Origin of the sequence: Mycobacterium sp. DBP42, from assembly GCF_005924235.1 — a bacterium.
In the GTDB taxonomy this organism is placed as follows: Bacteria; Actinomycetota; Actinomycetes; order Mycobacteriales; family Mycobacteriaceae; genus Mycobacterium; species Mycobacterium syngnathidarum.
In genome coordinates this window covers 1-26,687 of sequence record NZ_VCMY01000060.1, presented here as the reverse complement: position 1 = coordinate 26,687, position 26,687 = coordinate 1, and the positions used below count along the sequence as shown (strand labels likewise).

At 67.2% G+C, this 26,687-nt stretch carries 27 protein-coding genes and 1 pseudogene; 18 read left to right on the top strand and 10 right to left on the bottom strand.

The window, feature by feature from the left end; all coding sequences use genetic code 11:
- The 9 genes and pseudogenes from E0T84_RS29710 to E0T84_RS29670 form a co-directional block, all read left to right on the top strand.
- Positions 1–231: pseudogene (locus E0T84_RS29710) on the top strand (transglycosylase); the annotation flags it as partial.
- Between the two features lie 53 nt (positions 232–284).
- Positions 285–1,031 (top strand): peroxide stress protein YaaA, encoded by a 747-nt coding sequence (yaaA, locus tag E0T84_RS29705; RefSeq protein ID WP_138746263.1) that lies wholly within the window; start codon positions 285–287, stop codon positions 1,029–1,031.
- A 271-nt stretch (positions 1,032–1,302) separates the two neighbouring features.
- Positions 1,303–1,932, top strand: a complete 630-nt coding sequence (locus E0T84_RS29700) for a hypothetical protein (RefSeq protein ID WP_249383780.1) — start codon at positions 1,303–1,305, stop codon at positions 1,930–1,932.
- Positions 1,933–1,975: 43 nt separating this feature from the next.
- Positions 1,976–2,203 carry a hypothetical protein gene (locus E0T84_RS29695; RefSeq protein ID WP_070186934.1) on the top strand — a complete coding sequence of 76 codons (228 nt, stop codon included), beginning with the start codon at positions 1,976–1,978 and terminating at the stop codon, positions 2,201–2,203.
- Position 2,204: 1 nt separating this feature from the next.
- A complete protein-coding gene (locus tag E0T84_RS29690) occupies positions 2,205–3,680 on the top strand; it encodes an amidase (protein ID WP_138746262.1) in 1,476 nt (491 codons plus the stop codon).
- Positions 3,681–3,774: 94 nt separating this feature from the next.
- Entirely contained in the window at positions 3,775–4,668 is an 894-nt protein-coding gene (locus E0T84_RS29685; protein WP_070186957.1) for a fructose bisphosphate aldolase, read from the top strand.
- A 26-nt stretch (positions 4,669–4,694) separates the two neighbouring features.
- A complete protein-coding gene (locus tag E0T84_RS29680; RefSeq protein WP_070186936.1) occupies positions 4,695–5,603 on the top strand; it encodes an alpha/beta fold hydrolase in 909 nt (302 codons plus the stop codon).
- 56 nt (positions 5,604–5,659) lie between these two features.
- Positions 5,660–6,307, top strand: a complete 648-nt coding sequence (locus E0T84_RS29675) for an MBL fold metallo-hydrolase (protein WP_138746261.1) — start codon at positions 5,660–5,662, stop codon at positions 6,305–6,307.
- A 90-nt stretch (positions 6,308–6,397) separates the two neighbouring features.
- On the top strand, positions 6,398–7,777 hold the full coding sequence (locus E0T84_RS29670; RefSeq protein WP_138746260.1) for an NAD(P)/FAD-dependent oxidoreductase: 1,380 nt from the start codon (positions 6,398–6,400) through the stop codon (positions 7,775–7,777).
- Between the two features lie 10 nt (positions 7,778–7,787).
- Here the strand turns inward: E0T84_RS29670 and E0T84_RS29665 are convergent, their stop codons facing one another.
- The 5 genes from E0T84_RS29665 to E0T84_RS29645 form a co-directional block, all read right to left on the bottom strand.
- On the bottom strand, positions 7,788–9,056 hold the full coding sequence (locus E0T84_RS29665; RefSeq protein ID WP_138746259.1) for a competence/damage-inducible protein A: 1,269 nt from the start codon (positions 9,054–9,056) through the stop codon (positions 7,788–7,790).
- Between the two features lie 36 nt (positions 9,057–9,092).
- The gene (locus E0T84_RS29660) at positions 9,093–10,319 is read right to left on the bottom strand and encodes an enhanced intracellular survival protein Eis (RefSeq protein WP_256366572.1); all 1,227 of its coding nucleotides are present in this window, start codon (positions 10,317–10,319) and stop codon (positions 9,093–9,095) included.
- A gap of 75 nt (positions 10,320–10,394) precedes the next feature.
- The gene (locus E0T84_RS29655; RefSeq protein ID WP_070186940.1) at positions 10,395–10,619 is read right to left on the bottom strand and encodes a hypothetical protein; all 225 of its coding nucleotides are present in this window, start codon (positions 10,617–10,619) and stop codon (positions 10,395–10,397) included.
- Between the two features lie 9 nt (positions 10,620–10,628).
- Positions 10,629–13,298, bottom strand: a complete 2,670-nt coding sequence (locus E0T84_RS29650) for a glycoside hydrolase (protein ID WP_249383779.1) — start codon at positions 13,296–13,298, stop codon at positions 10,629–10,631.
- A 239-nt stretch (positions 13,299–13,537) separates the two neighbouring features.
- Positions 13,538–14,275, bottom strand: a complete 738-nt coding sequence (locus E0T84_RS29645) for a glucose 1-dehydrogenase (protein ID WP_138746256.1) — start codon at positions 14,273–14,275, stop codon at positions 13,538–13,540.
- 102 nt (positions 14,276–14,377) lie between these two features.
- Between E0T84_RS29645 and E0T84_RS29640 the strand changes: the two genes are divergently transcribed.
- Positions 14,378–15,454: a diacylglycerol kinase gene (locus E0T84_RS29640; protein ID WP_138746255.1), complete on the top strand. Its 1,077-nt coding sequence runs from the start codon at positions 14,378–14,380 to the stop codon at positions 15,452–15,454.
- On the opposite strand, the gene E0T84_RS29635 is transcribed toward E0T84_RS29640, so the two are convergent.
- Positions 15,451–16,212, bottom strand: a complete 762-nt coding sequence (locus E0T84_RS29635; RefSeq protein WP_070186944.1) for an HAD family phosphatase — start codon at positions 16,210–16,212, stop codon at positions 15,451–15,453. The two genes, E0T84_RS29640 and E0T84_RS29635, sit on opposite strands and share 4 nt — an antisense overlap.
- A gap of 56 nt (positions 16,213–16,268) precedes the next feature.
- Between E0T84_RS29635 and E0T84_RS29630 the strand changes: the two genes are divergently transcribed.
- The 4 genes from E0T84_RS29630 to E0T84_RS29615 all read left to right on the top strand — a co-directional run bounded on the left by E0T84_RS29630 (position 16,269) and on the right by E0T84_RS29615 (position 20,917).
- Entirely contained in the window at positions 16,269–16,634 is a 366-nt protein-coding gene (locus tag E0T84_RS29630) for a VOC family protein (RefSeq protein WP_070186945.1), read from the top strand.
- A 121-nt stretch (positions 16,635–16,755) separates the two neighbouring features.
- Positions 16,756–17,886: a nitronate monooxygenase gene (locus E0T84_RS29625; RefSeq protein WP_070186946.1), complete on the top strand. Its 1,131-nt coding sequence runs from the start codon at positions 16,756–16,758 to the stop codon at positions 17,884–17,886.
- Between the two features lie 215 nt (positions 17,887–18,101).
- On the top strand, positions 18,102–18,671 hold the full coding sequence (locus E0T84_RS29620; protein WP_070945334.1) for a TetR/AcrR family transcriptional regulator: 570 nt from the start codon (positions 18,102–18,104) through the stop codon (positions 18,669–18,671).
- On the top strand, positions 18,668–20,917 hold the full coding sequence (locus E0T84_RS29615; RefSeq protein WP_070186948.1) for a molybdopterin-dependent oxidoreductase: 2,250 nt from the start codon (positions 18,668–18,670) through the stop codon (positions 20,915–20,917). The genes E0T84_RS29620 and E0T84_RS29615 overlap by 4 nt, the downstream gene beginning before the upstream one ends.
- 15 nt (positions 20,918–20,932) lie before the next feature.
- Here the strand turns inward: E0T84_RS29615 and E0T84_RS29610 are convergent, their stop codons facing one another.
- On the bottom strand, positions 20,933–21,421 hold the full coding sequence (locus E0T84_RS29610) for a hypothetical protein (protein ID WP_239252923.1): 489 nt from the start codon (positions 21,419–21,421) through the stop codon (positions 20,933–20,935).
- 253 nt (positions 21,422–21,674) lie between these two features.
- On the opposite strand from E0T84_RS29610, the gene E0T84_RS29605 reads away from it, so the two are divergent.
- Positions 21,675–22,922, top strand: a complete 1,248-nt coding sequence (locus E0T84_RS29605) for a cytochrome P450 (protein WP_138746254.1) — start codon at positions 21,675–21,677, stop codon at positions 22,920–22,922.
- Here the strand turns inward: E0T84_RS29605 and E0T84_RS29600 are convergent.
- Entirely contained in the window at positions 22,876–23,199 is a 324-nt protein-coding gene (locus E0T84_RS29600; RefSeq protein ID WP_070945331.1) for a hypothetical protein, read from the bottom strand. The genes E0T84_RS29605 and E0T84_RS29600 overlap by 47 nt on opposite strands.
- A gap of 104 nt (positions 23,200–23,303) precedes the next feature.
- Between E0T84_RS29600 and E0T84_RS29595 the strand changes: the two genes are divergently transcribed.
- From E0T84_RS29595 to E0T84_RS29585, 3 genes are read left to right on the top strand one after another with little or no spacing between them, the layout of a single operon-like run.
- The gene (locus E0T84_RS29595) at positions 23,304–24,080 is read left to right on the top strand and encodes a helix-turn-helix domain-containing protein (protein ID WP_120764901.1); all 777 of its coding nucleotides are present in this window, start codon (positions 23,304–23,306) and stop codon (positions 24,078–24,080) included.
- A 48-nt stretch (positions 24,081–24,128) separates the two neighbouring features.
- Positions 24,129–24,851, top strand: coding sequence for a FadR/GntR family transcriptional regulator (locus tag E0T84_RS29590; RefSeq protein ID WP_070945330.1), 723 nt, complete (start codon positions 24,129–24,131; stop codon positions 24,849–24,851).
- A complete protein-coding gene (locus E0T84_RS29585; protein WP_070945329.1) occupies positions 24,848–25,504 on the top strand; it encodes a sterol desaturase family protein in 657 nt (218 codons plus the stop codon). The genes E0T84_RS29590 and E0T84_RS29585 overlap by 4 nt, the downstream gene beginning before the upstream one ends.
- Here E0T84_RS29585 and E0T84_RS29580 read toward each other — a convergent pair.
- Together E0T84_RS29580 and E0T84_RS29575 are read right to left on the bottom strand one after the other, a co-directional pair.
- Positions 25,485–26,264, bottom strand: coding sequence for a L,D-transpeptidase family protein (locus tag E0T84_RS29580; protein ID WP_070945328.1), 780 nt, complete (start codon positions 26,262–26,264; stop codon positions 25,485–25,487). The genes E0T84_RS29585 and E0T84_RS29580 overlap by 20 nt on opposite strands.
- Positions 26,265–26,439: 175 nt before the next feature.
- A partial coding sequence (locus tag E0T84_RS29575; RefSeq protein WP_212757741.1) for a hypothetical protein occupies positions 26,440–26,687 on the bottom strand: 248 nt, incomplete at its 5' end.

The following is a 26,687-nucleotide window of genomic DNA, read 5'->3' as shown; positions in this document are numbered from 1 at the left end:
CCCCCAGCCCCGATCAACCCGATGGCCGCCCCGGCTCCCGTTGATCCCTTCGCACCGCCGCCGCCGGCCGATCCCATGGCCGCCCCGGCTCCCGTTGATCCCTTCGCACCGCCGCCACCGGCCGACGCGATCCCGCCCGCCCCGATGGATGGTCCGGCACCGATCGTGCTCGACGTCCCGCCGCCGCCGGCACCCCCGGCGCCCGGCGAACCGGCTCCGGTCGCCATCTGACATCACACCTGTCGGTGGTCAGCGGGCCACGATCGTTCGGATAACGTCTGGATGTGATCGTGCTCCTGCCACCGTCGGAGACCAAACGCACCGGCGGGGACGACCCGCCGGTGCGTTTGGACATTCTGAGCTCTCCGCAGCTCACCCCGCTTCGCCAGTCGCTGATCGACGAACTGGTCGACCTCGCCGGCGACCCGCCCGCGTGCCGCAAGGCTCTGGGCATCTCCGCCGCCCAGGACGCAGAGATCGAGCGCAATGCCGCGCTGTGGCACGCGCCCACGATGCCGGCCATCGAGCGATACACCGGAGTCCTCTACGACGCGCTCGACATCGGATCCCTGCGCGGGACCGCCGCCACGCGCGCCCGCGCCCGGCTGGCAGTCGGATCAGCGTTGTTCGGTCTGCTTCGGGCCGACGATCCCGTACCCGCCTACCGGTTGTCGGCCTCCTCAAAGCTGCCCGGCCAACCCGGCCTGGCCAAACGCTGGCGCCCACTGCTGGAGCCGGTGCTGGCCGGCATCGCGGCCGCGGAGCTGATCGTGGATCTGCGCTCCGGCTCATACGCAGGACTGGGTCGTATCCCCGGCGCCGTCCGCGTGCAGGTTCTGGCCGAACACCCCGACGGACGCCGCAGCGTGGTCAGCCACTTCAACAAGGCCCACAAAGGTCAATTGGCGCGCGCACTGGCCGGCTCCCGGGCCGAGCCCAGCGACGTGGCCGCCGTGGCGGCCATTGCCCGCCGCAGTGGCATGAACGTAGAACGCGACGGAAACGACCTCACCATCGTGGTGTCAGCCTGACGCGTGCCGGCGTTGCCCGGCACCAGCCGCGCTGACGACCCAAATCGCTTCTGCCTGTGGTGTACTGGCATACAGTCGGCCGCCTCACGCGAATCTGATTGTTGCCGAGCTAATTTCAGTACCCCCGCGCGACCGACCCACGAGGAAAGCAGGTTTCGGCCAATTCCCGGGTGTTGCCCACAGCGCCCTGCCGCGTCGTGCACAATATGAGCTCGCGTCAGCGCCTGTCGCCGTGCCACGCCCACCACACCGCCGTTCCCCGGGAGCAAGCTTGGTCACCCGCCTCGTTTCCACACCGCATCCGACGTATCAGCCGGCTCGCCGTGGACGACATCGGAAGGTACCGGAACGACGTTGGCTACCCGTCGGCATCGGGGTGGCGGCCGCGGCCGTGGTCAGCTCCATGCTGACCGCATTCGTCATCCTCACCACACTCGCCTCCAAATTCTCGGCCAGAGATTCGGTCTACGCCGTCGGGGCCCGGACCTACGAGGTGAAACCGCACCGGCCCCCGCAGCGCAGTTTCGCCGCGCGCGCCGCCGCGGCCCCGGCCGCGACGTTCGCCTCCGACGGATCCGGCTTCGTCGATTCTCAAGCGCGGTGCGCGGACACCCAGACGGCCCGGGCGATCGGGCGTACTGAAAGATCACTGGTGGTGATCTGCCTGGACCGCACCGGCCGGCTGGAGTACCACGGTGTCCGACTCTCCGACAAGGCCGCGCTCGCGGCGTCGGCCGACCTCACGCCGGGCCGCCGGTTCGTCGCACGCAACTACCAGGTCAACTACTCCGTCTCGCCGACCGAGTTGCTCGTCACCTCGGGCAGCGCGGTGCTCAAACGCGAACCGATGGTCGAGTACCGCGAGATCCTGTCCACGCCGGTCGTCATCGCACCGCGGTAGCCGCGTTAAGCTGGCCGCTCATCGGCCACGCGGCGGGAGATCGATGTCCACATTCTGGCGGTACATCCGCATCCAGGCCATGGTGTTCGTCGTCGGTATCGTCGGGCCGATCTTTCTGACCGTTTACTTTGCTGCACAACCAGATCCGACTCTCAAATGGATGTACTTCACGGGTCTGATCATCACCGCGATCGAGGTTCTCATCGCGCTCGAGTTGACCCGCATCAGCAGCCCTCCCGATACCGCCAGTGATCGCCCGGAAGTGATGTGACATGGATTCGTCGTCGGCCTTCGAGCTCGCCCGCACCGATGGGATCGGACAGGCGGCGTTGGCCGCTGCCGGTGAGGTGACCGCCGTCGAGTTGCTCGACGCCGCGATCATCAGGGTCGAGGCGACCCGCAGTCTCAATGCCGTGATCACCGACCTGTTCGACCGGGGTCGGGCCCAGGCCGCTGCCCTCGACGAGTCGGGGGTGCTGCGCGGTGAGCGATCCGGGCCGCTCGCCGGGGTGCCGTTCCTGCTCAAGGATCTCGGAGCGGCACTGGCGGGCACTCGCGAATCGATGGGCTGCCGCGCTTTTCGCGACCATGTGGCAACTGAAACCGCGTGGACGGTGGACCGCTACCTCGATGCCGGCCTCGTGGTCTTCGGCAAGACCAACACCCCCGAGTGGGGCAACCACTGCACCACCGAGCCCTTGCTGTCCGGTCCCACGGTGAATCCCTGGTCGTCGACCGTCACCCCGGGCGGATCCAGCGGCGGTTCGGCTGCCGCGGTGGCCGCCGGCGTGGTGCCCGCGGCTTCGGGTGGCGACGGTACCGGGTCGATCCGCGTGCCCGCGTCCTGTTGCGGTGTCGTCGGACTCAAGCCTCGACGTGGCCGGTCCTCCTTCGCCCCTGACGGCGGTCACGGACTCGAAGGCCTGGTGAACAGTCACGCGTTGGCCCGAACGGTCCGTGACTGCGCGGCCTTGCTGGACGTCATCGCCGGGACCGCCCCCGGTGATCCCTACAGTGCGGCCGTCGCACCCGTCTCTTTCCTGGACGCGGCCGCCCAGACGCCGTCGGCGCAGCGCATCCTGATCGCCACCTCGTCGCCGTTTCCCACCGACCGAAGCGACCCCGAGGTGGTCTCGGCGGTCGAGGCCGCCGGGCGGCTGCTGGAAAGCCTCGGCCACCACGTCACCCCGGGGGCTCCTACGGTCGACCCGGACGTGGTCGCCGACGCCATCGCGGTGCTGCACACCGTCAGTAACGCCCAGTTGCACGAATTGGCCCGGCAACATCTGGGCCGGGCGCCGCGCGAGGACGAGTTCGAGCCGAGCACCTGGGTGATGATCCGCGAGGGCTTCACCACCACCGGACTGGCCTATGCGGGTGCCATCGCCGACATCCATGCCCAGACGCGGCGGTTCGCCGCGGGAATGGCCGGTCACGATGTGCTGCTGGTGCCGACGCTGCTGACCGGTCCGCCGCCGTACGGGCTGCTGAATCAGCCCCGCGGTACCACCCGGGCGTTCTTCGATGTCGAGTTCGCCAGCACCGGATGGACGGCCTTGGCCAATGTGACCGGTTGGGCTGCCATATCGCTGCCCCTGGGCCAGACGTCGGACGGACTGCCCATCGGGGTGCAGCTGATGGCTCCCGACGAATCGGTCCTGCTCAGCCTGGCCGGCCAACTCGAGCAGGCCGCCCCGTGGGCTGCCCCCACCCCGCCCCGATGGGTGGGCGCTACCGCCGGGACGTAGCCGCATATCCTCTGAGGCGAACTGTGCGCCACTGTGGTGTGCGCAACAGCAGAACAACAGCGCCGACGCCGTCTTCAAAGGAGTGGACAACCTCATGGTTAATCAGCAGCAGGCCGACAAGATGACCACGGGTAAGGGCTTCATCGCCGCGCTCGACCAGAGTGGCGGGTCCACCCCCAAGGCCCTGCGTCTCTACGGGGTCGAGGAGAGCGCCTATTCCTCCGAAGAGCAGATGTTCGACCTGATCCACCAGATGCGCTCGCGCATCATCACCTCGCCGGTGTTCAACGGTGACCGGGTCCTGGCCGCGATCCTGTTCGAGCAGACCATGGACCGCACCATCGAGGGCAAGCCCACCGCGACCTATCTGTGGGAGGACAAGGGCGTGGTGCCGCTGCTCAAGATCGACAAGGGCTTGGCCGATGCGGCCAACGGTGTGCAGGTGATGAAGCCGATGCCCGGCCTGGACGATCTGCTGGCGCGCGCGGCGAAGAACGGCATCTTCGGTACCAAGGAGCGTTCGGTGATCGGCGCGGCCGACGCCGAGGGCATCGCAGCGGTGGTCGCCCAGCAGTTCGAGGTCGCCAAGCAGGTTTTGTCGCACGGCCTGATCCCGATCATCGAGCCCGAGGTGACCATTTCGATCTCCGACAAGGCCGAGGCCGAGGAGCTGCTGCGCGGCGAGATCGCCAAGAACCTCGATGCGCTGCCGGCCGATCAGAAGGTGATGCTCAAGCTGACCCTGCCCACCCAGACCAACCACTACCAGGCGCTGGTCGAGCACCCCAAGGTGATGCGGGTGGTGGCGCTGTCCGGTGGCTACTCGCGCGACGAGGCCAACAAGCTGCTAGCCGCCAACACCGGCGTGATCGCCAGCTTCAGCCGCGCGTTGACCGAGGGTCTGTCGGCACAGCAGAGCGACGACGAGTTCAACGCCACGTTGGACAAGTCCATCCAGTCGATCTACGACGCGTCCGTCGCGGGCTAGTCGCGGAACCGGCGAGGCGCGCGCAGATGGTCATCCCGATCGATCGCCCCAAACTGGAGGGCAATGTCGCCGTGGGCGACGGCCGGCAGCTCGGCTTCGCCGAGTTCGGCGATCCCCAGGGCCGTGCGGTCTTCTGGCTGCACGGCACCCCGGGTGCCCGCAGGCAGATCCCGACCGAGGCCCGGATCTACGCCGAGCGGAACCACATCCGGCTGATCGGGGTGGACCGGCCCGGCATCGGTTCGTCCACCCCGCACCAGTACGACCGGGTGCTGGATTTCGGTGACGACCTGCGCACCATTGCCGACACCCTGGGCATCGACAAGATGGCCGTCATCGGCTTGTCCGGCGGCGGGCCCTACACGCTGGCCACCGCGGCGGCCATGCCCGACCGGGTGGTGGCGGCCGGGGTGCTCGGCGGCGTAGCGCCGATGGTGGGCCCCGACGCGATCAGCAGTCCGCTCATGCAGCTCGGTGCGGCGGTCGCCCCGATCCTGGAGGTGGCCGGCGCACCGATCCGGTTGGCCGCCTCCGGGCTGATCCGGCTGATCCGTCCGGTCGCGTCGCCCGCGCTGGAGATCTACGCGCGGATCTCCCCCGAGGGCGACCGGCGCATGCTGGGCCGCCCCGAGTTCAAGGCGATGTTCCTCGACGATCTGCTCAACGGCAGCCGCAAGCAGCTGGCCGCGCCGTTCTACGACATCGTGGTGTTCGAGCGCGACTGGGGTTTCCGGCTTGACGAGGTCAGGGTTCCGGTGCGCTGGTGGCACGGCGACCACGACCACATCGTGCCGTTCGCACACGGTCAGCACGTGGTCTCCCGGTTACCCGATGCGGTGATGACCGAGCTGCCCTACGAGAGCCACCTCGGCGGGCTGGGGTGCGCCGAGGAGATCATGGGCACGATGATCTCCATGTGGGACAAGACGAAGTAACACCCACCTCGCCCGGGGGTTGACCTCAACCATTGTTGAGGGTCGAGGCTGGGGTCATGACAAACTCGATGCCCCAGATCCGGTCCGACCTGTGGGAAACCCGTACCGACACACCGTTTCCCGGTCTGACGACGCACTCCTACCTGTGGACGTCGGGCGGGCACACCGCGCTGTTCTACTGCCCGGCCGGCGACGCAGACTTCGCCACGCTGGAGTCGCTCGGCGGTGTCGACGACCACTATCTGTCCCACCAGGACGAGGCCGGCCCGATGCTGGCCCGAATCGCCGAACACTTCGGTTCCCGGTTGCATGCGCCCGCGGCCGAGCGCGAGACGATCGAGCGGCACAGCCCGATCGACGTGCCGCTGTCCGCCCGCCACGTCGATGACCGCGGCGTCGAGGTGATCCCCACCCCCGGTCACACTCCCGGCAGCACGAGCTATCTGGTCAAGGGCGCCCAGGGCCGGTACCTCTTCACCGGGGACACCATGTTCGTCGCCGCCGACGGTCGGTGGTCGACGTTCGTGATTCCCGGCATCGGCGATGCCGGGGCCATGGCCGACAGCCTGCACGTGCTGGCGAGCCTGCGGCCCGATGTGGTGATCTCCAGCGCATACGGTGCGCGTGCGGTCACGACACTCGACGAAGGCACGTGGCCGGCCTGCGTGGACGAGGCACTGCAATCGGTGCCGGTGCCCGGCTGACGTTCGAGTAGCGCACTACTCTAGGCCCGGCCCCGGCCGGCTCCGATACTTCGAACAACTGGCGATGTGCCAGCGGTCCGGAGGTCGGCTATGGCAACGATCGGCAAACACGCGGTAGTGCTGGGCGCGAGCATGGGCGGGCTGCTGGCGGCCCGGGCCCTGGCCGATTTCTTCGACACCGTCACGCTCGTGGAGCGCGACGTACTGCCGGATGGTCCGGTCCAGCGGCGCGGCGTCCCGCAGGGCAGGCACGCGCACGGACTGCTCAGCGGCGGCCTGGAGGCGATGGCCGAACTGTTTCCCGGGCTCCCAGAGGATCTGGCCGCCGACGGTGCGACGGTGCTGGACGGGACGAACCTGGCCCTCGTCTCACTGACATTCGGCGGCCATCGACTCAACCTCGACGGGCGGCAGTCCAAACCGATCGCCTCGTATCTGGCCAGCCGACCGTTCCTGGAGGCACACGTGCGCGACCGGGTGCGCGCCATCGACAACATCCGGATCCTCGACGGGCACGAGGCCGTCGAGTTGTTGATGGACGACACCCTCCGGGTGAACAGCGTTCTGGTGGCCGCCCGAGACGGTGGCACCGGAGCAGCGATCGCGGCCGACCTGATCGTCGACGCGATGGGCCGTGCCGGACGCACACCAGCGTTCCTGGAGAGCGCGGGATTCGGACGTCCGGCCGAGGACCGAATCACGGTGCAGGTGGCCTATTCCAGCCAGTTGCTACGTTTTGCCGGCGACGCGCCACACGATCGGCTCACCCTTGTCGGACCGGTTCCCGAAAGGACCTGTGGGGCTTCACTGTTCGCCTACGAAGACAACACCTGGCTGCTCACCACGGCAGGAATGAACGGACAGGAACCACCGGCGGATCTGGCCGGGATGATCGGGTTCATCGAGAATCTGTTCCCGGTTGACACGGTCGAAGCCTTACGCAACGCCCAGCCACTCGGTCCGCCGGCGACTTTCCGCTATCCCGCGAGCGTCCGGAGGCGCTATGAGCGCATGCCCCGCTTCCCCGAGGGCCTGCTGGTGTTCGGCGATGCGATCTGCAGCTTCAATCCGGTGTACGGGCAAGGAATGTCGGTGGCCGCGCTCGAGGCGCTGGCCTTGCGCGATTGCCTGGCCCGCGGAGCCGACGACCTGGGCCGTAGATTCCTGCGCGCTGCTGCCGGCTGCGTCAACACGGCATGGCAGATGGCGTGCGGCGCCGATCTTGCCCTGCCGCAGATACCCGGCCCCCGACCCGCTTCGATGCGGCTGACCAACTGGTACACCGAGCGGGTGCCCACCGCCGCCGAACACGACCCGGTGGTTACCGAGGCGTTCTTCCGGGTGATGAACCTGGTGGATGGACCCGGCCGCCTGTTCCATCCGTCCGTGGTGCGCCGGGTGGCGGCCGGCTCCCGACGGCGCCGCACGCAACAGCCGGCGGCCGACAGAGCCGCCGTGGTGCCAACCTGAGATCGTCCGGCTATTCGCTGATTCCGGTGAGGGCGCGGCGCAGCAGGTGCATGGCGACCGTCGTGGCCCGCTCCCGGATGTCGGAACGATTACCCGGCAGTCGCAGGGTGCGGGTGATCGCCGTCGAACCCGACCGGACCGCGAAACACACGGTGCCGACCGGCTTTTCCGGGCTACCGCCATCCGGGCCGGCGATACCACTGATGGCCACCGCGGTATCGGCGCCGAAATGGTGCAACGCGCCGGTGACCATCGATTCGACCACTGGTTCGGATACCGCTCCGTGCTCGGTGATCAGAACCGGATCAACGTTCAGCAGTTCGGCTTTGGCTTCGTTCGAATAGCTGACCACCCCGCCTGCGAAGTATTCCGAGCAGCCGGGGATGTCAGCCAGTCGAGCGGCCAGCAACCCGGCGGTGCAGGATTCCGCGGTGGCGATTCGGTGTCCGGCCAACAAGCCGGACACCTGCTCGTCGACGGTGGTGCCATCCTCGGAGTACAGCGCCGCACCATGCCGGTCGCGCAGCAACGTCAGCAGGGCCTGGTAGGCGGGCGCCGAGTCGGGCTCGTATCGGGTGACGATCTCGAGTTCGCCGCGGCGCAGGCAGGTGGTGATCTCAAGCGCGTCGAAACCCGCGATCGTGCCCTCGGCGTCACGCAGCGTCTCGGCCAAACCGGACTCAGCCAGGCCGAACATCCGCACCATCTCCTGGCGGTAGCGGGTGCGGCCCGAAATCGCCTGCTGCACAGCTTCGGTGGAGACCGCAGCGCGCCACATCGGCTGCAATTCCCGCGGCGGACCGGGTAGCACGACCACCGTCGGATTGCCGTCCACCACCACCCCCGGAGCGGTACCGACCGGCGCGAGCACTTCCGCACCGGCGGGCACCATGGCTTGCTTGCGGTTGGCGGCGCGCACCGCATCGAAATCCACGCCCGGACGGTCACCGATCAGCTTGCGCAGGATCGCGGCGATGCGCTCCTCCATGGCCGCGTCGAGAACGAGTTCGTGGCCGCTGAACTCGGCGACGGTCGCCACGGTCAGATCGTCGGCCGTCGGCCCGAGGCCGCCACTCGTCACGATCAGGTCCACACCTTCGGCGGCCAGGAATCGCAGCTGCGCCGCGATGTCTCGGGGACGGTCGCCACAGATGGTGATGTGCGCGAGTTCCACCCCGAGCTCGAGCAGCTGGTCGGCCAGCCACGGACCGTTGCGGTCCTGGACCCTTCCGGTGAGTACTTCGGTTCCGGTAACGACGATGCCTGCACGTGCGCTCACCAGGTGAACATTACGCAAGGCGCCCGGCGGTCAGGCTCAGAAGCTGTAGCCCAATTCGGCAGGCACGTCACTGGCGAAGGCTGCGCCGAGCTGCCGCACTGCCTCTGAATCCTTGCTGCGCAACCGGTTCGCGGCGACGAAAGTCTCGGGCCGGTGGCTGCCCAGGTACAGACTGCCCAGTACGTCGAGGCCGAGCTCGATGTCGGCGGGTGCCTCGGTGGGCGTACACCGGGCCTGGCCGTCGCGAATCTCCAGGGCGAAGCGTCCACCGTCACCACGGAAACCATCGGTCACCTCCAGCACTGTCTCGAGATCGGCCTGATACCTGCGTCCCTCGAGGGCAACCGGGATGTTCATGATCCGGACCCACAGATCGTCGCTGCTCGAGGTCACCCTTGCCAGCCGTGGGTTGGTCAGCAGGTACGGCAGGGCGTCGCCGGGATGGGTCCAGATGCTCACCTTCTCCATCAGGTCCATGCCCAGCAGAGCGCGCCACAGTGTGATGTAGGCATCCGTGGTCACCGCGGTGACTTCGCGTACCCGCAGCGACCTGGACTCCTCGCCGTGCACCCGGTACAGCGCGTAGCCGTCCGGGTGAAGGAACGCGAACCACTCAGACCCTCCGTCGCGGGTGTTCTCCCGATCGGCCAGGACGTCGTCCCACAGCGCCGTCGGGCAGGCCAGGCCGCCCGGCGTCCGCTGCCGCCAGCGCTCGTAGATCTCGGCGAACCTGTCACGGTGCTCAGCGGGTTTGACCAGGCGCACGCCGCCCGGGTCCGGGACGCCGGCATGGAACTGGGCGAACCTGCGGTCGATCGTCATCAGGTGCACGGTGGTGGCGGGACCGTAGCCGAACCGGCCGTAGATTCCGCCTTCGCTCGCGGTGAGCGCCGCGATGGGGTATTGCGCATCGGCGATCCGCTGGTGCAACTCGGTGTACATCGAGCGCAGGATCCCGCGCCGCCGATGGGTGGGAGCGACGGCCACATAGCTGATGCCGGCCGCGGGCAGCGGTGCCCCGCCCGGGACGGTGAGTGTGAGATCGAGGTAGATCGACTGCCCGACGATGTCCCCATCGGTGCCACCGGCACGCATCACCACGCCGCCGCCGGGCGGCACCATCTGCTGCCACGCCGCCATCGATTCGGGATGGTTGACCTCACCGAACGCGGTGTTGCCGAGCAGTGCCATGCCCGCCCAGTCGGACTCGGTGACGGTATGCAGCGCGAGCGTGCCTGCCGGGGTATCCGCGTTGTCGATCACGGAATCCGACAGTGCCACACCGTCACCGGTCGATGCGACCGATTTTCGGCCCGCATGGTCGGGCCGACGGGCGACTCAGCGCTTGAGCCACCCGTTCAAGGTCGCCAGTTCGCGGGTGTAGGTGGTCATGATGTCGTCCTGGTACAGCGTCGCGCCACTGATCTTGTCGGAGCCCTGCCACACCACCCTGATGCGGTTGGTACCGCGCTGGTAGACGTCCACCCGGTCGACGTCACGGTGCAGCCATCCGCCGCTTTCGGCCAGCTGGCTGATCTCATGGCGCTCATCGGTTGTGGTCATCACCCGATCCTATCGGCGGGCCCGTTGGTCGATCGGCACCACCGTCGGCGCACTGTTGTAGCCGCTGACCCGGACCCAGTTCGCTGCGGGCTCCGTTCCGGTCACCGTGCCGGTCAGCTCCACCGTCTCCCCCGGGTAGACGGTCACGTAGTTGTCGGAGTATTCGATCGGCAGGATCTCGTCACCGTCTTCAGTGGTGGTGATCTCGACACGTTCGAAGAACGCGAGCCGGCGGCCGGGATTGTGCAGCCGGATCTGCACCTTGGCGTCGCCGGCCGATTCGGTCCGGTGCGCACTCACCTGCAGGCGCGCCGGTGCCATGGTGTTCAGCGGGGTCATGTCGGCCCAGCTGCTCTGTACAAGGTCGAACGCCTGGTCGTTGACCGGAGGTCCGACGTCGTCGAGGTGCTGCGACTGCCAGTAAGTGTTGTCGGCGACCACAGCACCGTTCTCGTCGATCAGTTCAGCGCGGACGAACACCACCGGCGAGTCGCCGTCCGGTCGGGGCAGGGACAACCCGGGCACGACACCGTTGGAGGGGACCGCAGGTACCTCGGCGCTCCGGTCGTCACGCATCCGGCCGGTCAGGTCATAGACCCGGACCCGCACCCGCAGGCCGGTCCGCTCCTGCGGGGACTGGTTGACCACACTGACGTGGGCGGTGTCGTGATCTCCGGTGGCGTAGGAATCGAACACCACCGAAAGCGGCCTCAGCCCCTTCTTTGCCCCGTAGTAGGCGCCGCCGGGCCGCAGGTAGTAGTCGAAGAGGTGGCCGAAGAACGACGGCCAGTGATTGTTGAGCATCCAGTAGATGGTCATCTTGTGGTTGTCCCACCCGCCGGCCGCGAACGCCTCGAACTGGGCGCGGGTGGACTCGTAGTGCGCAAGTTGCGCCTTGCGCGCGAATTCCTCTGCGCTGCGCGAGGATCCGTAACGCTGCATCACCGCGGTCCGGATGCTCTCCAGGGCGGCGTTGCTCGGGTTGGCCCCGGCGTGGAAGTACCACGCGTCGTTGATGGGCCAGAGCTTGTCGGGCGGGATGAATTTCTGCAGGCTGGCGAACGGCGGGATGTGCTCGTTGTCACCCTGTTCGGCGTTGGAGCCGCGGGTGGCCTGATACCGGCCGCTGAACCAGTAGCTCGGCGGGCGCCAGGTGTAGGGGCCGGCCATGTGGATGCCGTCCCAGTCAGGTTCCCCGTTGGCGTCGCGAGCCAGGGACGACACGGTGTCGACGACGGTGTTGGGCCAGTGCAGATCACGCAGTATTTCGTGATAACCCGCGAGCACCGGCGCCGGCGGCTTGCCGTCACTGCCGTTGGCCCACAGGAACGCCGACGCGTGCCCGCGCAGCGACAGGATCTGCGAGCGCATGCTCTCGTCGGCCACACGCCGATCCTCGTCGTCCCACTGCGACCATTTCTCCCACTGGTTGCAGCACATCCATCCGTACATCAGGGGGATGCCGAGTTCGTCGGCACGCTCGATGATGTTGTCGCCCGGGAACTTTCCTTCCAGCCGCAGCATGTTCAGTCCCAGGTCCCGGACGTAGCCGAGGATGGCGTCCTCGCGCTGCGGGTCGTACCGGAACAACAGGTCGGGCGTGTATGCCGCGCCCCGGACCAGGAAATCACGGCCGTTGACGGTCAGGTAGAAGCTGCCGCCCCGACCCAGGTCGGGGTACTGCTCGTCGTTGTCGCGGTGCTGTGCCACGGTGCGGATCCCGAATCGGGAATCCAGGGTGTCGGTGGCCCGGCCGTAGCGCAGAAATTCCAGCCGCAGGTCGTACAGGTCGGGCTTGCCCATGGTGTAGGGCCACCACAGGTCCGGGTTGCTGACCCGCAGCGCCGCGAAAGTGTCGGGGTCGAACCGGATTTCCCGGCGCTCCCCCGGCGCCAGGTTGACCGATTGAGACACCGAGATGGAGGGCTTGCCGGGCCGGCTGATGCGGGCCCGCACCACGCCGCGCATCGGCGCATCGGCGGTGTTGCGGATATCGGAGTGGACGGTGAGCCGGGCCGAGTCGGTGGCCGGCAGCGGCAGCTCGGTGGTGACCAGCGGGTCACTGAGCACGACCTGGCCCGAGTAGCTCAGGTACACCGGTTTGAAGATCCCCGCATTGCGGTCGGCCACATAGGAATTGCCGCGCAGCGGGTTCTTGCCAGGGCCCTGGTAGCCGATGCGGTTCCAGTTGAGCCAGTCCCACCAGCTGTCGGCGAGCTCGACGCCGTCGATGTCCTGCAGCGACTGCTCGGGTGTCACCTTGACCGCCAGCGTGTTGACCCCGCCGGGGTTGATCCATTCGGTCGCGTCGATCTCGTGGATCGTGTGCATGCCCACCAGCACTGAACTGCCGGCGATCATCGTGCCGTTGAGCCACACCTCGGCGCGGTAGTTGATGCCGGGGAAATCCAGCCGGTAACTCGAGCTACCTCGGGGCGCGGTGAACGTCGTGCGGTACCACCAGTCCTGCCGGAAGAGGTCGTCCGGCACATCGGCCAGGTTGTCCCCGAAATACAGGTCCGGATAGGTGCCGTCGTCCTGCAGGGCCGCGAGCACGGTGGACGGCATCTGTCTGACCGGATGCCAGTCGGCGCTCACCTCGCCGGGTGTGGACATCGCGGCGCCGTCGGCGGTGACGGTACGCGCCGAGGCCAGCTGCCAGCCCTGTGCCAGTTCCATCCGTCCGGAAGGCGGTTCCGGTTGCGCGAACGGCGGGAAATCGGCGGCGCACAGGGAAAAGAGCAGCAGTGCGGCACCGACCAGGCCGACGAAGCCCGTGACGCTCAGGCCGGCGCGGCGATTCCGGGCGGAAATGGGCAGCTCCTCACAGACCGGTCAGGTTGGCACCGTGTCGGCGATTCGATGCCCTGCCAGGTCATTCTGCCGTGGTCGGAACCGCCGCGTACGGGCGGTGCGACTCAGAGCTTGTGCGGGACGTCGTTGACGATGCCGCCGTCCATGACGAACTCGGCGCCCGTGGCGTAACGCGACTCATCGCTGGCCAGGAACACCACGAAGGTCGATACCTCGTCGGGTTGCCCGGGCCGGCCCAGCGGAATGCTCAGCATGTCCTCGGGGAAGTGCTCGGTCATCGGGGTCCGGATGAAGCCGGGGTGGATCGAGTTGACCCGGATCTGCTTGGGTCCCAGTTCCAGCGCCGCGGACTTGGTCAGGCCGCGCACCGCCCACTTGGAGGCGACGTACGGGTGCACCATGGCCGCACCGCGCAGGCCCTCGATGGACGACACGTTGATGATCGAGCCGCCGCCCGCGGCCTTCATCGCCTTGACGCACGCCTGCATCCCCAGGAAGGTGCCGGTCAGGTTGACGTCGATGACCTTCTGCCACTGGGCCATGTCGAACTTGCCGATCTGGCCGAGCGCGACGATCCCGGCATTGTTCACCAGCACATTGAGCAGACCGAACTCCTCGGTCGCCGTCGCGACCGCGGCGTCCCACTGGTCCTCCTGGGTGACGTCGAGATGCACATACCGGACCGAGTCACCGAGCTCGGCGGCAAACGCCTTGCCCTCGTCATCGAGGATGTCCCCGATCACCACCTTGCCGCCCTCGGCGACCAGAGCGCGCGCGTGCTCGGCGCCCATCCCGCGCGCGCCGCCACTGATGAGTGCCACTTTTCCGTCTACCCGTCCCATGACGGGTGAGGCTACCGCCTGACGCGCAGAATTAGAACCTGTTCCAATTTTGTCGCCGGATCGGCATACTGCGACTAGACCGCACACCTTGAGGAGACCTGTATGGCCATTCGCGTGGCGATCGTCGGAACCGGAAACTGCGGCCGATTGGCCCTGATCCAGCTCATCGACGACCCCCGGTTCGAACTCGTCGCGGTGGGCACCTCGACCGAGGCGAAGGTCGGCCTGGACGCCGGCGAACTGGCCGGGCTGGGCGACGTCACCGGGGTCACCGCCACGCTGGGCATCGATGCCGCGATCGCCGCCAAACCGGACTGCCTGGTGTACTGCGCGATGGGTGACACCCGCCCCGTGGAAGCCACCCGCGATGTGATGGCCGCGCTGGCTGCCGGGATCAACGTGGTCGGCTCGGCCCCGGGCGGCCTGCAATTCCCCTGGGGCGCCATGCCGGAGAAGGCCATCGCACGGGTGGAAGAAGCTGCTCAGGCGGGCAATTCAAGCGTGTTCATCACCGGTGTCGACCCCGGGTTCGCCACCGACCTGGTGCCGTTCGCGATCGCTGGCACATGTCAGCGCGTCGATCAGATCAAGACCATGGAGATCGCCGACTACGCCACCTATGACGGCAGCGAGGTGATGTCGATCGTCATGGGATTCGGCAATCCGATCGACCAGCCCGGAATGTTGTTTCTCCCCGGAATCCTCAGCGCCGCTTGGGGGACCGCGATCCGGATGCTCGCCGCCGGACTGGGCGTCGAAGTCGAAGACATCACCGAGCACTACGAGTTGGAACCCGCGCCCGAGGACATCGAGGTCGCGACCGGCGTCATCGCCAAGGGCACGGTGGCGGCGATGCGCTTCCAGATCAACGGCGTGGTCGGCGGTAAGCCGGTGATCGTCGTCGAACACGTCACCCGGGTGCGTGCGGACCTGCGACCGGACTGGGCGCAACCGGCCCAGCCCGGCGGCTCCTACCGCGTCGAGATCACCGGCGAGCCGTCATATGTCGTGGACATCTGCCCGACCAGCGATCGAGGCGACCACAACCACGCCGCGATCGTGGCGGCGGCCGGGCGCATCGTCAACGCCATCCCCGACGTGGTGGCCGCCGAGCCGGGCATTCGCACCACCCTGGACCTGCCGCTGGTGACCGGCAAGGGACTCCACAAGCTCGGCTAAGCCCCGGGCCGGAGCCGCCGATCCCGACGCCGGCTGCCGGGACGCGGAACCGTGAGCACCGGCCAACCGTGGTCGGTCGCGGCCGAGGCCAGCCCCGGCCTCGGGTTCACCGGCCGCGGATGGCCCACCAACCGCATGAGTGCCCCGTCCTCGTCGCCGTCGGCGTAGAAATAGCAGTGCGCCATGTCGATCTGCTCGGCCCGACAGAACGTCTGTACCGCAATGGCCTTGCGCGCACCCCAGATGATCGGCTCGACGATGCCGCCGGTCAGCCTGCCCTCGCCGTCGGTCACGAAGTGATTGCACAGCACGTGGTCGATCCCGAGGTGTCGCGCGACCGGCTCGGCATGGATGGTCAGAGCCGAGGAGCTCAACACCACGGTGTGGCCGCGGTCCTGGTGCCGACGCACCACCTCCCGCATGTGCGGATAGACCCGCTGTGCGATCCGGTTCTGGAAGAGGTACTCCCCCAGCTCGTCGAGTTCGAGCAGGGATTCGCCCCGCAGGTACCCGGCGGCCCGCACCAGGAGCCGCTCGAACGGCATCCGGCCGATCCGATAGCGCACGGAGGCTTCGACGATCCCGAGGATCTCGCCGGCAGCAGCCTGCCGCTGCCGAATGCGATGGCCGGCGTGCGCCGTCGCGGTGAATCCGTCCACCAGGGTGCCGTCGAGGTCGAAGAACGCGCCCACCTGCGATCCCCCCGGCCCGGACCCGATTTCCTCGAGTGACTCGGGTGGCGACAAGGTGCGGCCCATGGGGCTACTAAACCAAGCCGCCACGACAATCGGCCAGTCGAGACTAGAAATGGGGCATGGCCCCAACCGCACACTGCATCGGGATCAAGGACATCGCGGCCGTCATCGCCACCGGACGATTCGAGGAGGCGAGGGCCTGGTACACCCGATTGCTCGACCGCGAACCCGACCTGGAACCCGTTCCGGGAGTCGCCGAATGGCAGCTGACCGCGACCGCGTGGCTACAGGTCGTCACCGATCCTGGCCGCGCCGGGCGATCGGCCGTCAGATTCGGGGTCGACGAACTGGACACCACCGCCGCGTGGCTGCGCGACAACGGTGTCAGTGTCACAGAGCCGCAGGTCATCGCCGACATGGTCGCCGTCATCGATGTCGCCGATCCAGATGGAAATGAGGTGTCGTTCGTGGCCGAGCTCGCGTGAATGTGCCGGGTCCCGGTCCAAAACCACCCATGGTGGTACTAAACTAGAACACGTTTCACTTCTGTCCGGGCCGGATCGGCCGAGGACTCTCAAACCGCACCGTCACTTCAAGGAGTTCCGAATGCACACCGCACTCTGCGACGAGCTGGGGATCGAATTCCCGATCTTCGCGTTCACCCACTGTCGCGACGTTGTCGTGGCCGTCAGCAAGGCCGGCGGTTTCGGCGTGCTGGGCGCCGTGGGCTTCACGCCCGAGCAGCTGGAGATCGAGCTCAACTGGATCGACGAGCACATCGGCGACCACCCCTACGGCGTCGACATCGTCATCCCCAACAAGTACGAGGGCATGGACGCCAACATGTCCGCCGATGAACTCAAGGGCATGCTGCAGTCCCTGGTGCCCCAGGAGCACCTCGAGTTCGCCCGCAAGATCCTCGCCGACCACGGCGTGCCGGTCGAGCACAGCGACGACGATGCGCTGCAGCTTCTCGGCTGGACCGAGGCCACCGCGACCCCGCAGGTGGAAATCGCCCTCAAGCATCCCAAGATGACGCTGATCGCCAATGCGCTCGGCACCCCGCCGCCCGACATGATCAAGCGCATCCACGACGAAGGCCGCAAGGTCGCGGCGCTGTGCGGATCGCCGTCACAGGCCCGCAAGCATGCCGACGCCGGTGTCGACATCATCATCGCCCAGGGCGGCGAGGCCGGTGGGCACAGTGGCGAGGTGGGCTCGATCGTGTTGTGGCCACAGGTGGTCAAGGAGGTCGCTCCGGTTCCGGTGCTGGCCGCCGGCGGTATCGGCAGCGGTCAGCAGATCGCCGCCGCACTTGCGCTCGGCGCCCAGGGCGCCTGGACCGGATCCCAGTGGGTCATGGTCGAGGAGTCCGAGCACACCGCGCAGCAGCACGCCGCCTACGCCAAGGCCAGCAGCCGTGACACCGTGCGCAGCCGCTCGTTCACCGGCAAGCCGGCCCGCATGCTGCGCAACGACTGGACCGAGGCCTGGGAGAACCCGGACAACCCGAAGCCGCTCGGCATGCCGTTGCAGTACATGGTGTCCGGAATGGCCGTGGCCGCCACGCACAAGTACCCGAACGAGAGTGTCGACGTCGCGTTCAACCCGGTGGGTCAGGTGGTCGGCCAGTTCACCAAGGTCGAGAAGACCTCCGCGGTGATCGAACGCTGGGTTCAGGAATACCTGGAGGCCACGGGCACCCTCAACGCCCTCAACGAGGCCGCCGGGGTCTGATCGAGGCCGCCGGCGGCGGGTTCCCCATCGCCGGCGGAGTGACTGGACCCGATCTGGGGTCGACCACCAATTAGGCAATTAGGCCGAGGATTGCGGTCAGCATGTAGCCGCAATCCTCGGCCTTGTCGTCCCCCTGCCGAGGGCATCGCTCGAAGGTGTAGACCGATGCCCGTCGATTATGTATGTTTCTATACATAATCGACGGAAGGCACCCGGTGACCAGTCCTCGTGAACGCATGGTGGCCTCGGCCGCACTGTTGATCCGTGAGCGCGGCGCGCACCCGACTGCGATCGCCGACGTGCTCGCCCACAGCGGCGCACCGCGCGGATCGGCCTATCACTACTTTCCCGGCGGGCGCGGCCAGCTGCTCTGCGAGGCCATCGATTACGCCAGCGATCAGGTGGCCGCACGGATCGACAAGGCCGACAGCGCGGCGGCGTTGCTCGACGCCATGATCGCCGGGTTTCGTAAACAGTTGTCCGCCAGCAATTTCCGAGCCGGCTGCCCGATCGTTGCAGTCGCGGTAGAGGCGGGAGATCCCGGCCCGGCCGAGAACGCCGCACTCGATCGGGCGGGAGCCGCCTTCACCCGGTGGACCGGCCAGATCACCCGCCGGCTGACCGACGACGGAGTGCCCGCCGGGCGCGCCGAGGAACTGGCAACACTGATCATGACTGCCATCGAAGGCGCGGTGGTGATGGCGCGGGCCACTCGCGACGTCAAACCACTCGAGAAGATCCACCGCCAACTTCGTGCACTCCTGCCGGAAGGAACATCGTCATGACCGTCGATCAATGGCAGCCCACCGCATGCATCCTGTGCGAGTGCAACTGCGGCATCGTGGTACAGACCCAAGACCGGGCCATCACCAAGATCCGTGGCGACAAGGACCATCCGGCGTCGCAGGGATACACCTGCAACAAGGCCCTGCGGCTCGATCACTATCAGAGCAGTTCCAACCGGCTCACTTCGCCACTGCGCCGGCGGCCTGATGGCAGTTTCGAGGAGATCGATTGGGACACCGCGATTTCCGAGATCGCCGCAGGCTTCCTGGCCATCAGGGACAACTACGGCGGAGACAAGATCTTCTACTACGGCGGCGGTGGCCAGGGCAATCATCTCGGCGGGGCCTACAGCGGCGCGTTCCTCAAGGCGATCGGCTCGCGGTACCGGTCAAACGCCCTGGCGCAGGAAAAGACCGGTGAGGCATGGGTCGATGCCCACCTGTACGGCGGTCACACCCGCGGCGAATTCGAACACGCCGAGGTCTCGGTGTTCGTCGGCAAGAACCCGTGGATGTCGCAGAGTTTCCCGCGGGCACGGGTGGTGCTCAACGAGATCGCCAAAGATCCCGACCGCGCGATGATCGTGATCGATCCGGTGATGACCGACACCGCCAAGCTGGCCGAATTCCATCTGCGTGTGCGGCCGGGCACCGACGCCTGGTGTCTGGCCGCCATGGCCGCGGTGCTGGTACAGGAAAACCTTTGCGACGAGGACTTTCTGGCCGCCCATGTCAACGGCGTCGAACCCGTCCGCGACGTCCTCGCCGAAGTGCCGGTCAGCGACTACGCGACCCGGTGCGGCGTCGACGAGTCCCTGCTGCGCGCCGCGGTACGCCGGATCGCCGCAGCCGGCAGCGTCGCGGTGTTCGAGGATCTCGGCATTCAGCAGGCCCCCAACAGCACGCTGTGCTCATACCTCAACAAGATGCTGTGGATCCTCACCGGCAATTTCGCGAAACGAGGTGGGCAGCATCTGCATTCGTCGTTCGCCCCGCTGTTCGGCTCGGGTGGGGTCGGCCGCAGCCCGGTCACGGGTGCTCCGGTGATCGCCGGACTGGTGCCGTCGAACGTGGTGCCGCAGGAGATCCTCGGCGACCATCCCGACCGGTTCCGCGCGATGATCGTCGAGAGCAGCAACCCGGCGCACTCGGTGGCCGATTCGGCGGCCGTGCGGGCCGCACTCCAATCGCTGCAACTCCTGGTGGTCGTCGACGTCGCAATGACCGAGACCGCGCGGTTGGCGCACTATGTGCTGCCCGCGGCCAACCAGTTCGAGAAGCCCGAGGCGACGTTCTTCAATCTCGAGTTCCCGCACAACAACTTTCACCTGCGCCATCCACTGTTCGAACCGCTGCCGACAACACTGCCCGAACCCGAGATCTGGGCCCGCTTGGTGCGCGCGATCGGTGCGGTCGACGACGCCGAACTGGACCCGCTGCGCCGCGCTGCCCGTGACGGCCTGGACGCGTACGCCGAGGCGTTTCTCGGGGCGGTCGGCGCCAATCCCGGGCTCGGCCGGGTATTGCCGTACGTGCTCTACGAAACGCTCGGCCCGGTCCTACCGGCCGGCCTGGCCGGGGCAGCCGCACTGTGGGGCCTGGCACAGAAGACCGCGATGACCTATCCCGACGCGGTGCGCCGTGCCGGCCACGCAGACGGCAACGCGCTGTTCGAGGCCATCCTGGCCGGCCGGTCCGGAATCACGTTCACCGTGCACGAGTATCCGGACGACTTCGCCCTGATCACCCACGCGGACCACAAGATCGCGTTGGAGATGCCGGAACTGCTCGATGCCGTGCGGGCCCTGCCGACCACGGCCTCGGCGCTGACCACCGAGGCACTTCCCCTGGTGCTGTCCGCCGGGGAACGGCGTGCCTACACCGCCAACGACATCTTCCGCGATCCCGGCTGGCGCAAGCGGGATGTCAACGGCGCCTTGCGGATCAGCGTCCACGATGCCGAAGTCATCGGCCTGCTCGACGGTGACCTGGCCAGGATCACCACGGCAGCCGGCAGCGCAACGGCCACCGTGGAGGTCAGCGACGCGATGCTGCCCGGGCATATCTCCCTGCCCAACGGGTTCGGGCTGGACTACACCGACGGCGACGGGCGTGCGGTGGCTCCCGGGGTCGCACCCAATGAGCTCACGTCGTCGCAATGGCGCGACGAGTACGCGGGCACGCCGTGGCACAAGCACGTGCCTGCCCGCGTCGACCCCATCAGGGCCGAAAGCATTCCGGGCTGATCAGCTGCCCGGCACTCAGGGTGCGGGAACGGGGGCCGGAACCGGCGGAGGCGGAGCAACCGGTCCGGCGGGCAACGGTGCGGTCGCGGGCAGCGGTGCGACCGCGGGCGCCGGGGCCGGCGCCTCGGGCGCGATCGGTACGTTCGGGCCGGGCACCTGGTTGGGAACGGGCGTGTTCATGCCGCGTTGCGCCAGCCCGAGAATCAGCGCTTCCTTGCCACTGATCTCCTGGCTCTGCACCGCGTGCCACAGATCCTTGAGGTAGCTCAGGTTCGGGGACTCGGTGCCCTGCCCGGTGGGATCCATCGTCGAGCCGGGCGGCAGTGCCTCGGGGCTCGCCAGGTGCGGGGTGCCCGCCACCTCACCAGGAGCTGGTGGCGCCCCCGGATCCGAACCCGCGGCCTGCGGCGCTGGTACCGGCGCCGGTGCGGGCGGTGCCGGCGGACTGGCCGGCTCCGCGGCCGCCGCGGCGGCCACCGACAACGCAACGATGGGACCTGACACACAGCATGCGAAGACAGTCGTCAACCTTCGAATGTCGACATGCATCTGGGTAACCTCCCGCTGTTGCTTCAGGGACAGATGGTAACGCTGAGTGCATCGTCGCGCTCGTCCAACCGTTACAGCACAGGGATCAGAACACGTTCCAATACCAACGATGCGGGAGTTTCTCCCAACCCGCTCCATAGCGCCCCACCTGTGGTGTAGCAATGGCTTTACGCCACTACACAACGTCGTCGCGAGGAGCGCCAACGCCATGCCGACTCTGAACCTTCCGCCCGGATTCGATTTCACCGATCCCGACATCTACGCCGAACGACTGCCGGTCGAGGAACTCGCGGAGATGCGCAGACTGGCCCCGATCTGGTGGAACGAACAGCCGAAAGGCCAAGGGGGGTTCGACGACGGCGGGTTCTGGGTCGTCACCAAGCACAAAGACGTCAAAGAGGTGTCGCTGCGCAGCGATGTGTTCTCCAGCCAGGAGAAGACCGCCCTGCCGCGCTATCGGGAGGGCAGCGTCCAACAGCAGATCGACCAGGGCAAGTTCGTGTTGCTCAACATGGACGCCCCCCATCACACCCACCTGCGCAAGATCATCTCGCGCGCCTTCACGCCACGCGCGGTCGAACGCCTGCGTGCCGACCTCGCCGAGCGCGCCCGAACGATCGTCGAGACGGCCGCCGCCGAAGGCTCGGGAGATTTCGTCGAACAGGTGTCGTGCGAACTGCCGCTCCAGGCGATCGCCGGGCTCATGGGCGTGCCGCAGGAGGACCGTAAGAAGCTGTTCGACTGGTCCAACCAGATGGTCGGCGATCAGGACCCGGAGTTCGCCTCCAACGATGCGATCAGCGCTTCGGTCGAACTGATCATGTACGGGATGCAGATGGCCGCCGAGCGGACGAAGAACCCCGGCGAGGATCTGGTCTCCAAGCTCCTGCAGGCCGATGTCGAGGGGCACAAGCTCTCCGACGACGAGTTCGGCTTCTTCGTGATCCTGCTCGCCGTGGCGGGCAACGAGACCACCCGCAACTCCATCACCCAGGGCATGATGGCGTTCGCCGATCACCCTGACCAATGGGAGTTGTTCAAGCGGGAGCGGCCGGCGACGGCCGCGGACGAGATCGTGCGGTGGGCCACGCCGGTGACCTCATTTCAGCGCACGGCGCTGCAGGACACCGAGCTGGCCGGTGTGCCGATCAAGAAAGGCCAGCGGGTGGTGATGTTCTACCGCTCGGCCAATTTCGACGAAGAGGTGTTCGACGACCCGTACAGTTTCGACATCTTGCGTGATCCCAACCCGCACGTGGGATTCGGTGGGACCGGCGCGCACTACTGCATCGGCGCCAACCTCGCCAGGATGACCATCGACCTGATCTTCAACGCGATCGCCGACGGGATGCCCGACCTGACCCCGTTGGCGGCGCCCGAACGGCTGCGGTCGGGCTGGCTGAACGGAATCAAACACTGGCAGGTGGATTACCGCGGCCGCTCGGATAATCGATGATGGACCGCCAGTAGTCTTCCGGGATTTCGGTGTTCGACCGCAGCACGATCGCCAGGCCGGTAGCCATCGCGATGCCGAGTACTCCGAGCCACAGGCCCGCGAGTGCGATCAAGGTCCAGAGCACCGTCGTCACCGCGGGCCACGGCGAGGCCAGGGCGAGCGCCGGCGCGAAGAAGAACCCGGTGCCGATGTAGGCGGCCGATCCGGACCGGTCGGCGGCCATCACGAAGTGCAGCCAGCGCGGGATCGACTGGGGTGACTGGGGCGGCTTACCCATCTTTGCCTCCTGTAGGGGGTTCGACTCCAGCGTGGCCCGACCGGGTAACCGGGGCAATTACCCCTCAGGTAGTGGTTATCTCGCAGGGCGTGCGTGAGACTCGGATGGTGACGAGTGCGACCACCCAGACACCGATTGGCTCGCTGATGCGCGACTGGCGGCTGCGCCGCCGGATCAGTCAGCTGGAACTGGCCATTGAGGCCGATGTCTCGGCCCGTCATCTCAGCTTCATCGAGACCGGACGCTCGGTGCCGAGCCGGGCGATGGTTCTGCGACTGGCCGCGGCCCTCGAGGTGCCCCTGCGCGACCAGAATCAGCTGCTGCTGGCGGCGGGCCTGGCGCCGGTGTATGCCGAACGTACGCTGGACGATCCCGAGATGGCCGCGGTGCGCGACGGTGTCACACGGGTTTTGGACGCCTACAACCCTTTTCCTTGTGTGGTCGTCGATCGCACCTGGAACCTGCTGCGGGCCAACGCCGGTGCCGGCGTCATGCTGGAAGGCGTCGCGCCACACCTGTTGGCGCAACCCAACGCCCTGCGGATCACCCTGCACCCCGAGGGAATGGCTCCCCGCATCCGGAACCTCGCCGAGTGGCGCCACCACCTGATCAGCCGACTGCGCCGCGAGGTCACGGTGAGCGGGTCGGCCGAACTGGCGGACCTCCTCACCGAGATCGAGGCCTACCCGGGCGGCATGGAACCCGTGCGCGATCTCGGCGGAGTCGTCGTCCCACTGGAACTCGCCACGCCCGACGGTACGGTGCTGACCTTCCTGAGCACCGTGACGACTTTCGGCACCGCGCTGGATCTGACCGCCGCGGAATTGAGCATCGAGGCGTTTCTTCCCGCGAACGCCGAGACCGAGGCCACGTTGCGCTGAGTGGTCTTACCACTTGACCTCTGACCGCACCGGGAGCAAGATGTTCTCATGGCGCTGCAACCGGTAAACCGCCGTTCCGTCCCCGAAGACGTGTTCGATCAGATCATCGACGAAGTGCTCAGTGGCCAGATGCAGCCTGGCGAGTCGTTACCCAGCGAACGCCGACTGGCCGAGGTGCTCGGGGTGTCGCGCCCGGCCGTACGCGAGGCAATCAAGCGACTGACCGAGGCCGGTCTGGTCGAGGTCCGGCAAGGCGACGCCACCACCGTGCGCGACTTCCGCAGGCATGCCGGTCTCGATCTGTTGCCCCGATTGCTTTTGCGTGCAGGCGAACTCGATGTCAGTGTGGTGCGCAGCATCCTGGAGACCCGCTTACACAACGGACCCAAGGTCGCCGAGTTGGCTGCCGAGCGGGCCCCGGCCGAACTGATCGGGCCACTCGGCGAGACCGTGGAGTCCTTGGCAGCCGAACCGGATCCGGTCGAACAACAGCGCCGAGCACTGGCCTTCTGGGACCTCGTCGTCGACGGCGCCGACTCGATCGCATTCCGCTTGATGTACAACACCCTTCGGCAGACCTACGAGCCCGCGCTGCCGGCGCTGGCCACCATGATGGCCGCAGAGGTCGGTCGCCCGGACGCCTACCGGCGCATCGTCGAGGCGATCGCGGCGCACGACCCCCCAGCGGCCGGCCAGGCCGCTGCCGAACTGCTGGGGCCTGCCACCGATGCGCTCATGGACGCTCTCGACACCCTGGAGGAAACCCCATGACGCGCAACGCTTTCACACTCGGTGACGCGGCACGCGAGTTCGTCCGCCACCCCTCCCCCTGGATGATCGGGACCACCCTGGCCGTCACCGTCGTCGCGCGATGGGCGGTCGGCGACTGGCAATTCACCGATGCGCTCGTCCCCGTAGTGATGCTCGCGGTTTTTCCGTTCTTCGAATGGCTCGTCCATGTTTTTGTCCTGCATTGGCGGCCCAGGACGTTCGGCCCGATCACGCTGGATTCGCTGCTCGCGCGGGAACACCGACTCCACCACGTCGACCCACGCGCCATCCCGCTGATCTTCATTCCATGGCGCGCCCTGCTGTGGATCCTGCCCGTCGCCGTGGCCGTCGCGATCCTGGCGTTCCCGCGTCCCGGCCTGGGCTTGACCTTCCTGTCATTCCTGACGGTGCTGGGTCTGTCCTACGAGTGGTGCCACTACCTGATTCACAGCGACTACAAGCCGAAAAGCCGTTTATATCGCGCGGTTTGGCGCAATCATCGCCAGCACCACTACAAGAACGAGCACTACTGGTTCACGGTCACCACCGCCGGAACCGCCGACCGTGTGCTCGGGACATATCCCGACCCGGCGGCGGTGTCCACCTCACCGACGTCGAAGAACCTGCATACGGCTATGCCTGCACGACAATAGGATCGCCGAGGCGCACCGTGTTGAAGTACCAATCGGCGTTGTCGGGGCTCAAATTGATACAGCCGTGGCTGACATTTGCATAGCCCTGTGAGCCCACCGACCAGGGCGCGCCGTGCACGTACACACCACCCCAGGTCACCCGGACGGCGTCATACACCGTGAGTTTGTAGCCCTCCGGATCACTCAGCGGAATGCCGATCGTCCGCGAATCCATCACCACCACAGGCTCTTTGGCCAATGCGGTGAAGGTACCGACCGGAGTCGGAAACTTGGACTTGCCCATCGAGGCCGGCATGGTACGGGCCACGGCGCCGTCGATGCTGACCGTGAAGGTGTGGGCGCTGACATCAGCCACACCGAGCACCTGTGCCCCGGTCTCGAAGCTGGTCTTCGCCCCACCGGCCGATACCGAGATCTTCGAATGGGCCGGCCACAACTGATCGGGCTTCCACTGCATCACTTCGTCACTGAGCCAGGTGAATGTGCCTGTGGGCGTGCGCGGTGAGCTGATCTGCAGGCTGCGCTGAGCTGCGTTGCGGTCGGTCACCGGATGATCGAAAGTAACGGTGAGCGGGATCGCCACACCGACCACCGAACCGGCTGCAGGTGCAATCTCCGCTACCGGCTCGGGCGTGCTGACCGCGGCCGATGCGACATTGACCGTGCTCGCAGCGGCCAAGGTGGCGACACCGATCGCCGCAAACACTTTCAGTACCGACGCTCGAACGGTTCTGAATGACGACGATGGGACGCTCAGCATTACACCAGTGTAGGCGCTCGCCGAGACTGCACCTTTTAGGCGCAGCGTGATGGCGGGAAAGCGGTCTCGGCGGTCGCACGATGAGTTGCCCATGGTGAACACATCGACGCGACGCGGCAGAACGTTTCACCGCAGGGTCGGTGAACTGACCCACGACTCAGCAACGTCGGACGGATCACGGGGCGGCCGGCGGCGGGGCCTGCGGCTCGGGCACGACCGGGACCTCTTCGGGCTCGGGTACGACCGCCTCCGGCGCTGCAGGCACCGCCTCTGGCGCGGGTGGCACCACTTCCGGGGCGGGAGGCGCCTCTTCGGGAGCGGGAGGCGCCCCTTCGGCAGCCGGGGGCGCCGGTTCGGCCACCGGAGCCTGCGCAGCCGTCTGTTGTACCGGTGCGTCCCTGTCTCTTTTACACATCTCCGAGC

Bases quoted from the DNA above. Each gene is read 5' to 3' on its own strand.
- E0T84_RS29670 (WP_138746260.1), top strand. From the start codon at position 6,398: ATGGCAACGATCGGCAAACACGCGGTAGTGCTGGGCGCGAGCATGGGC.
- E0T84_RS29690 (WP_138746262.1), top strand. From the start codon at position 2,205: ATGGATTCGTCGTCGGCCTTCGAGCTCGCCCGCACCGATGGGATCGGA.
- E0T84_RS29675 (WP_138746261.1), top strand. From the start codon at position 5,660: ATGACAAACTCGATGCCCCAGATCCGGTCCGACCTGTGGGAAACCCGT.
- E0T84_RS29650 (WP_249383779.1), bottom strand. From the start codon at position 13,298: ATGGAACTGGCACAGGGCTGGCAGCTGGCCTCGGCGCGTACCGTCACC.
- E0T84_RS29640 (WP_138746255.1), top strand. From the start codon at position 14,378: ATGGCCATTCGCGTGGCGATCGTCGGAACCGGAAACTGCGGCCGATTG.
- E0T84_RS29655 (WP_070186940.1), bottom strand. From the start codon at position 10,619: ATGACCACAACCGATGAGCGCCATGAGATCAGCCAGCTGGCCGAAAGC.
- E0T84_RS29590 (WP_070945330.1), top strand. From the start codon at position 24,129: ATGGCGCTGCAACCGGTAAACCGCCGTTCCGTCCCCGAAGACGTGTTC.
- E0T84_RS29695 (WP_070186934.1), top strand. From the start codon at position 1,976: ATGTCCACATTCTGGCGGTACATCCGCATCCAGGCCATGGTGTTCGTC.
- E0T84_RS29605 (WP_138746254.1), top strand. From the start codon at position 21,675: ATGCCGACTCTGAACCTTCCGCCCGGATTCGATTTCACCGATCCCGAC.
- E0T84_RS29630 (WP_070186945.1), top strand. From the start codon at position 16,269: ATGGCCCCAACCGCACACTGCATCGGGATCAAGGACATCGCGGCCGTC.
- E0T84_RS29625 (WP_070186946.1), top strand. From the start codon at position 16,756: ATGCACACCGCACTCTGCGACGAGCTGGGGATCGAATTCCCGATCTTC.
- E0T84_RS29600 (WP_070945331.1), bottom strand. From the start codon at position 23,199: ATGGGTAAGCCGCCCCAGTCACCCCAGTCGATCCCGCGCTGGCTGCAC.
- E0T84_RS29580 (WP_070945328.1), bottom strand. From the start codon at position 26,264: ATGCTGAGCGTCCCATCGTCGTCATTCAGAACCGTTCGAGCGTCGGTA.
- E0T84_RS29645 (WP_138746256.1), bottom strand. From the start codon at position 14,275: ATGGGACGGGTAGACGGAAAAGTGGCACTCATCAGTGGCGGCGCGCGC.
- E0T84_RS29685 (WP_070186957.1), top strand. From the start codon at position 3,775: ATGGTTAATCAGCAGCAGGCCGACAAGATGACCACGGGTAAGGGCTTC.
- E0T84_RS29595 (WP_120764901.1), top strand. From the start codon at position 23,304: ATGGTGACGAGTGCGACCACCCAGACACCGATTGGCTCGCTGATGCGC.
- E0T84_RS29635 (WP_070186944.1), bottom strand. From the start codon at position 16,212: ATGGGCCGCACCTTGTCGCCACCCGAGTCACTCGAGGAAATCGGGTCC.
- E0T84_RS29680 (WP_070186936.1), top strand. From the start codon at position 4,695: ATGGTCATCCCGATCGATCGCCCCAAACTGGAGGGCAATGTCGCCGTG.
- E0T84_RS29615 (WP_070186948.1), top strand. From the start codon at position 18,668: ATGACCGTCGATCAATGGCAGCCCACCGCATGCATCCTGTGCGAGTGC.
- E0T84_RS29585 (WP_070945329.1), top strand. From the start codon at position 24,848: ATGACGCGCAACGCTTTCACACTCGGTGACGCGGCACGCGAGTTCGTC.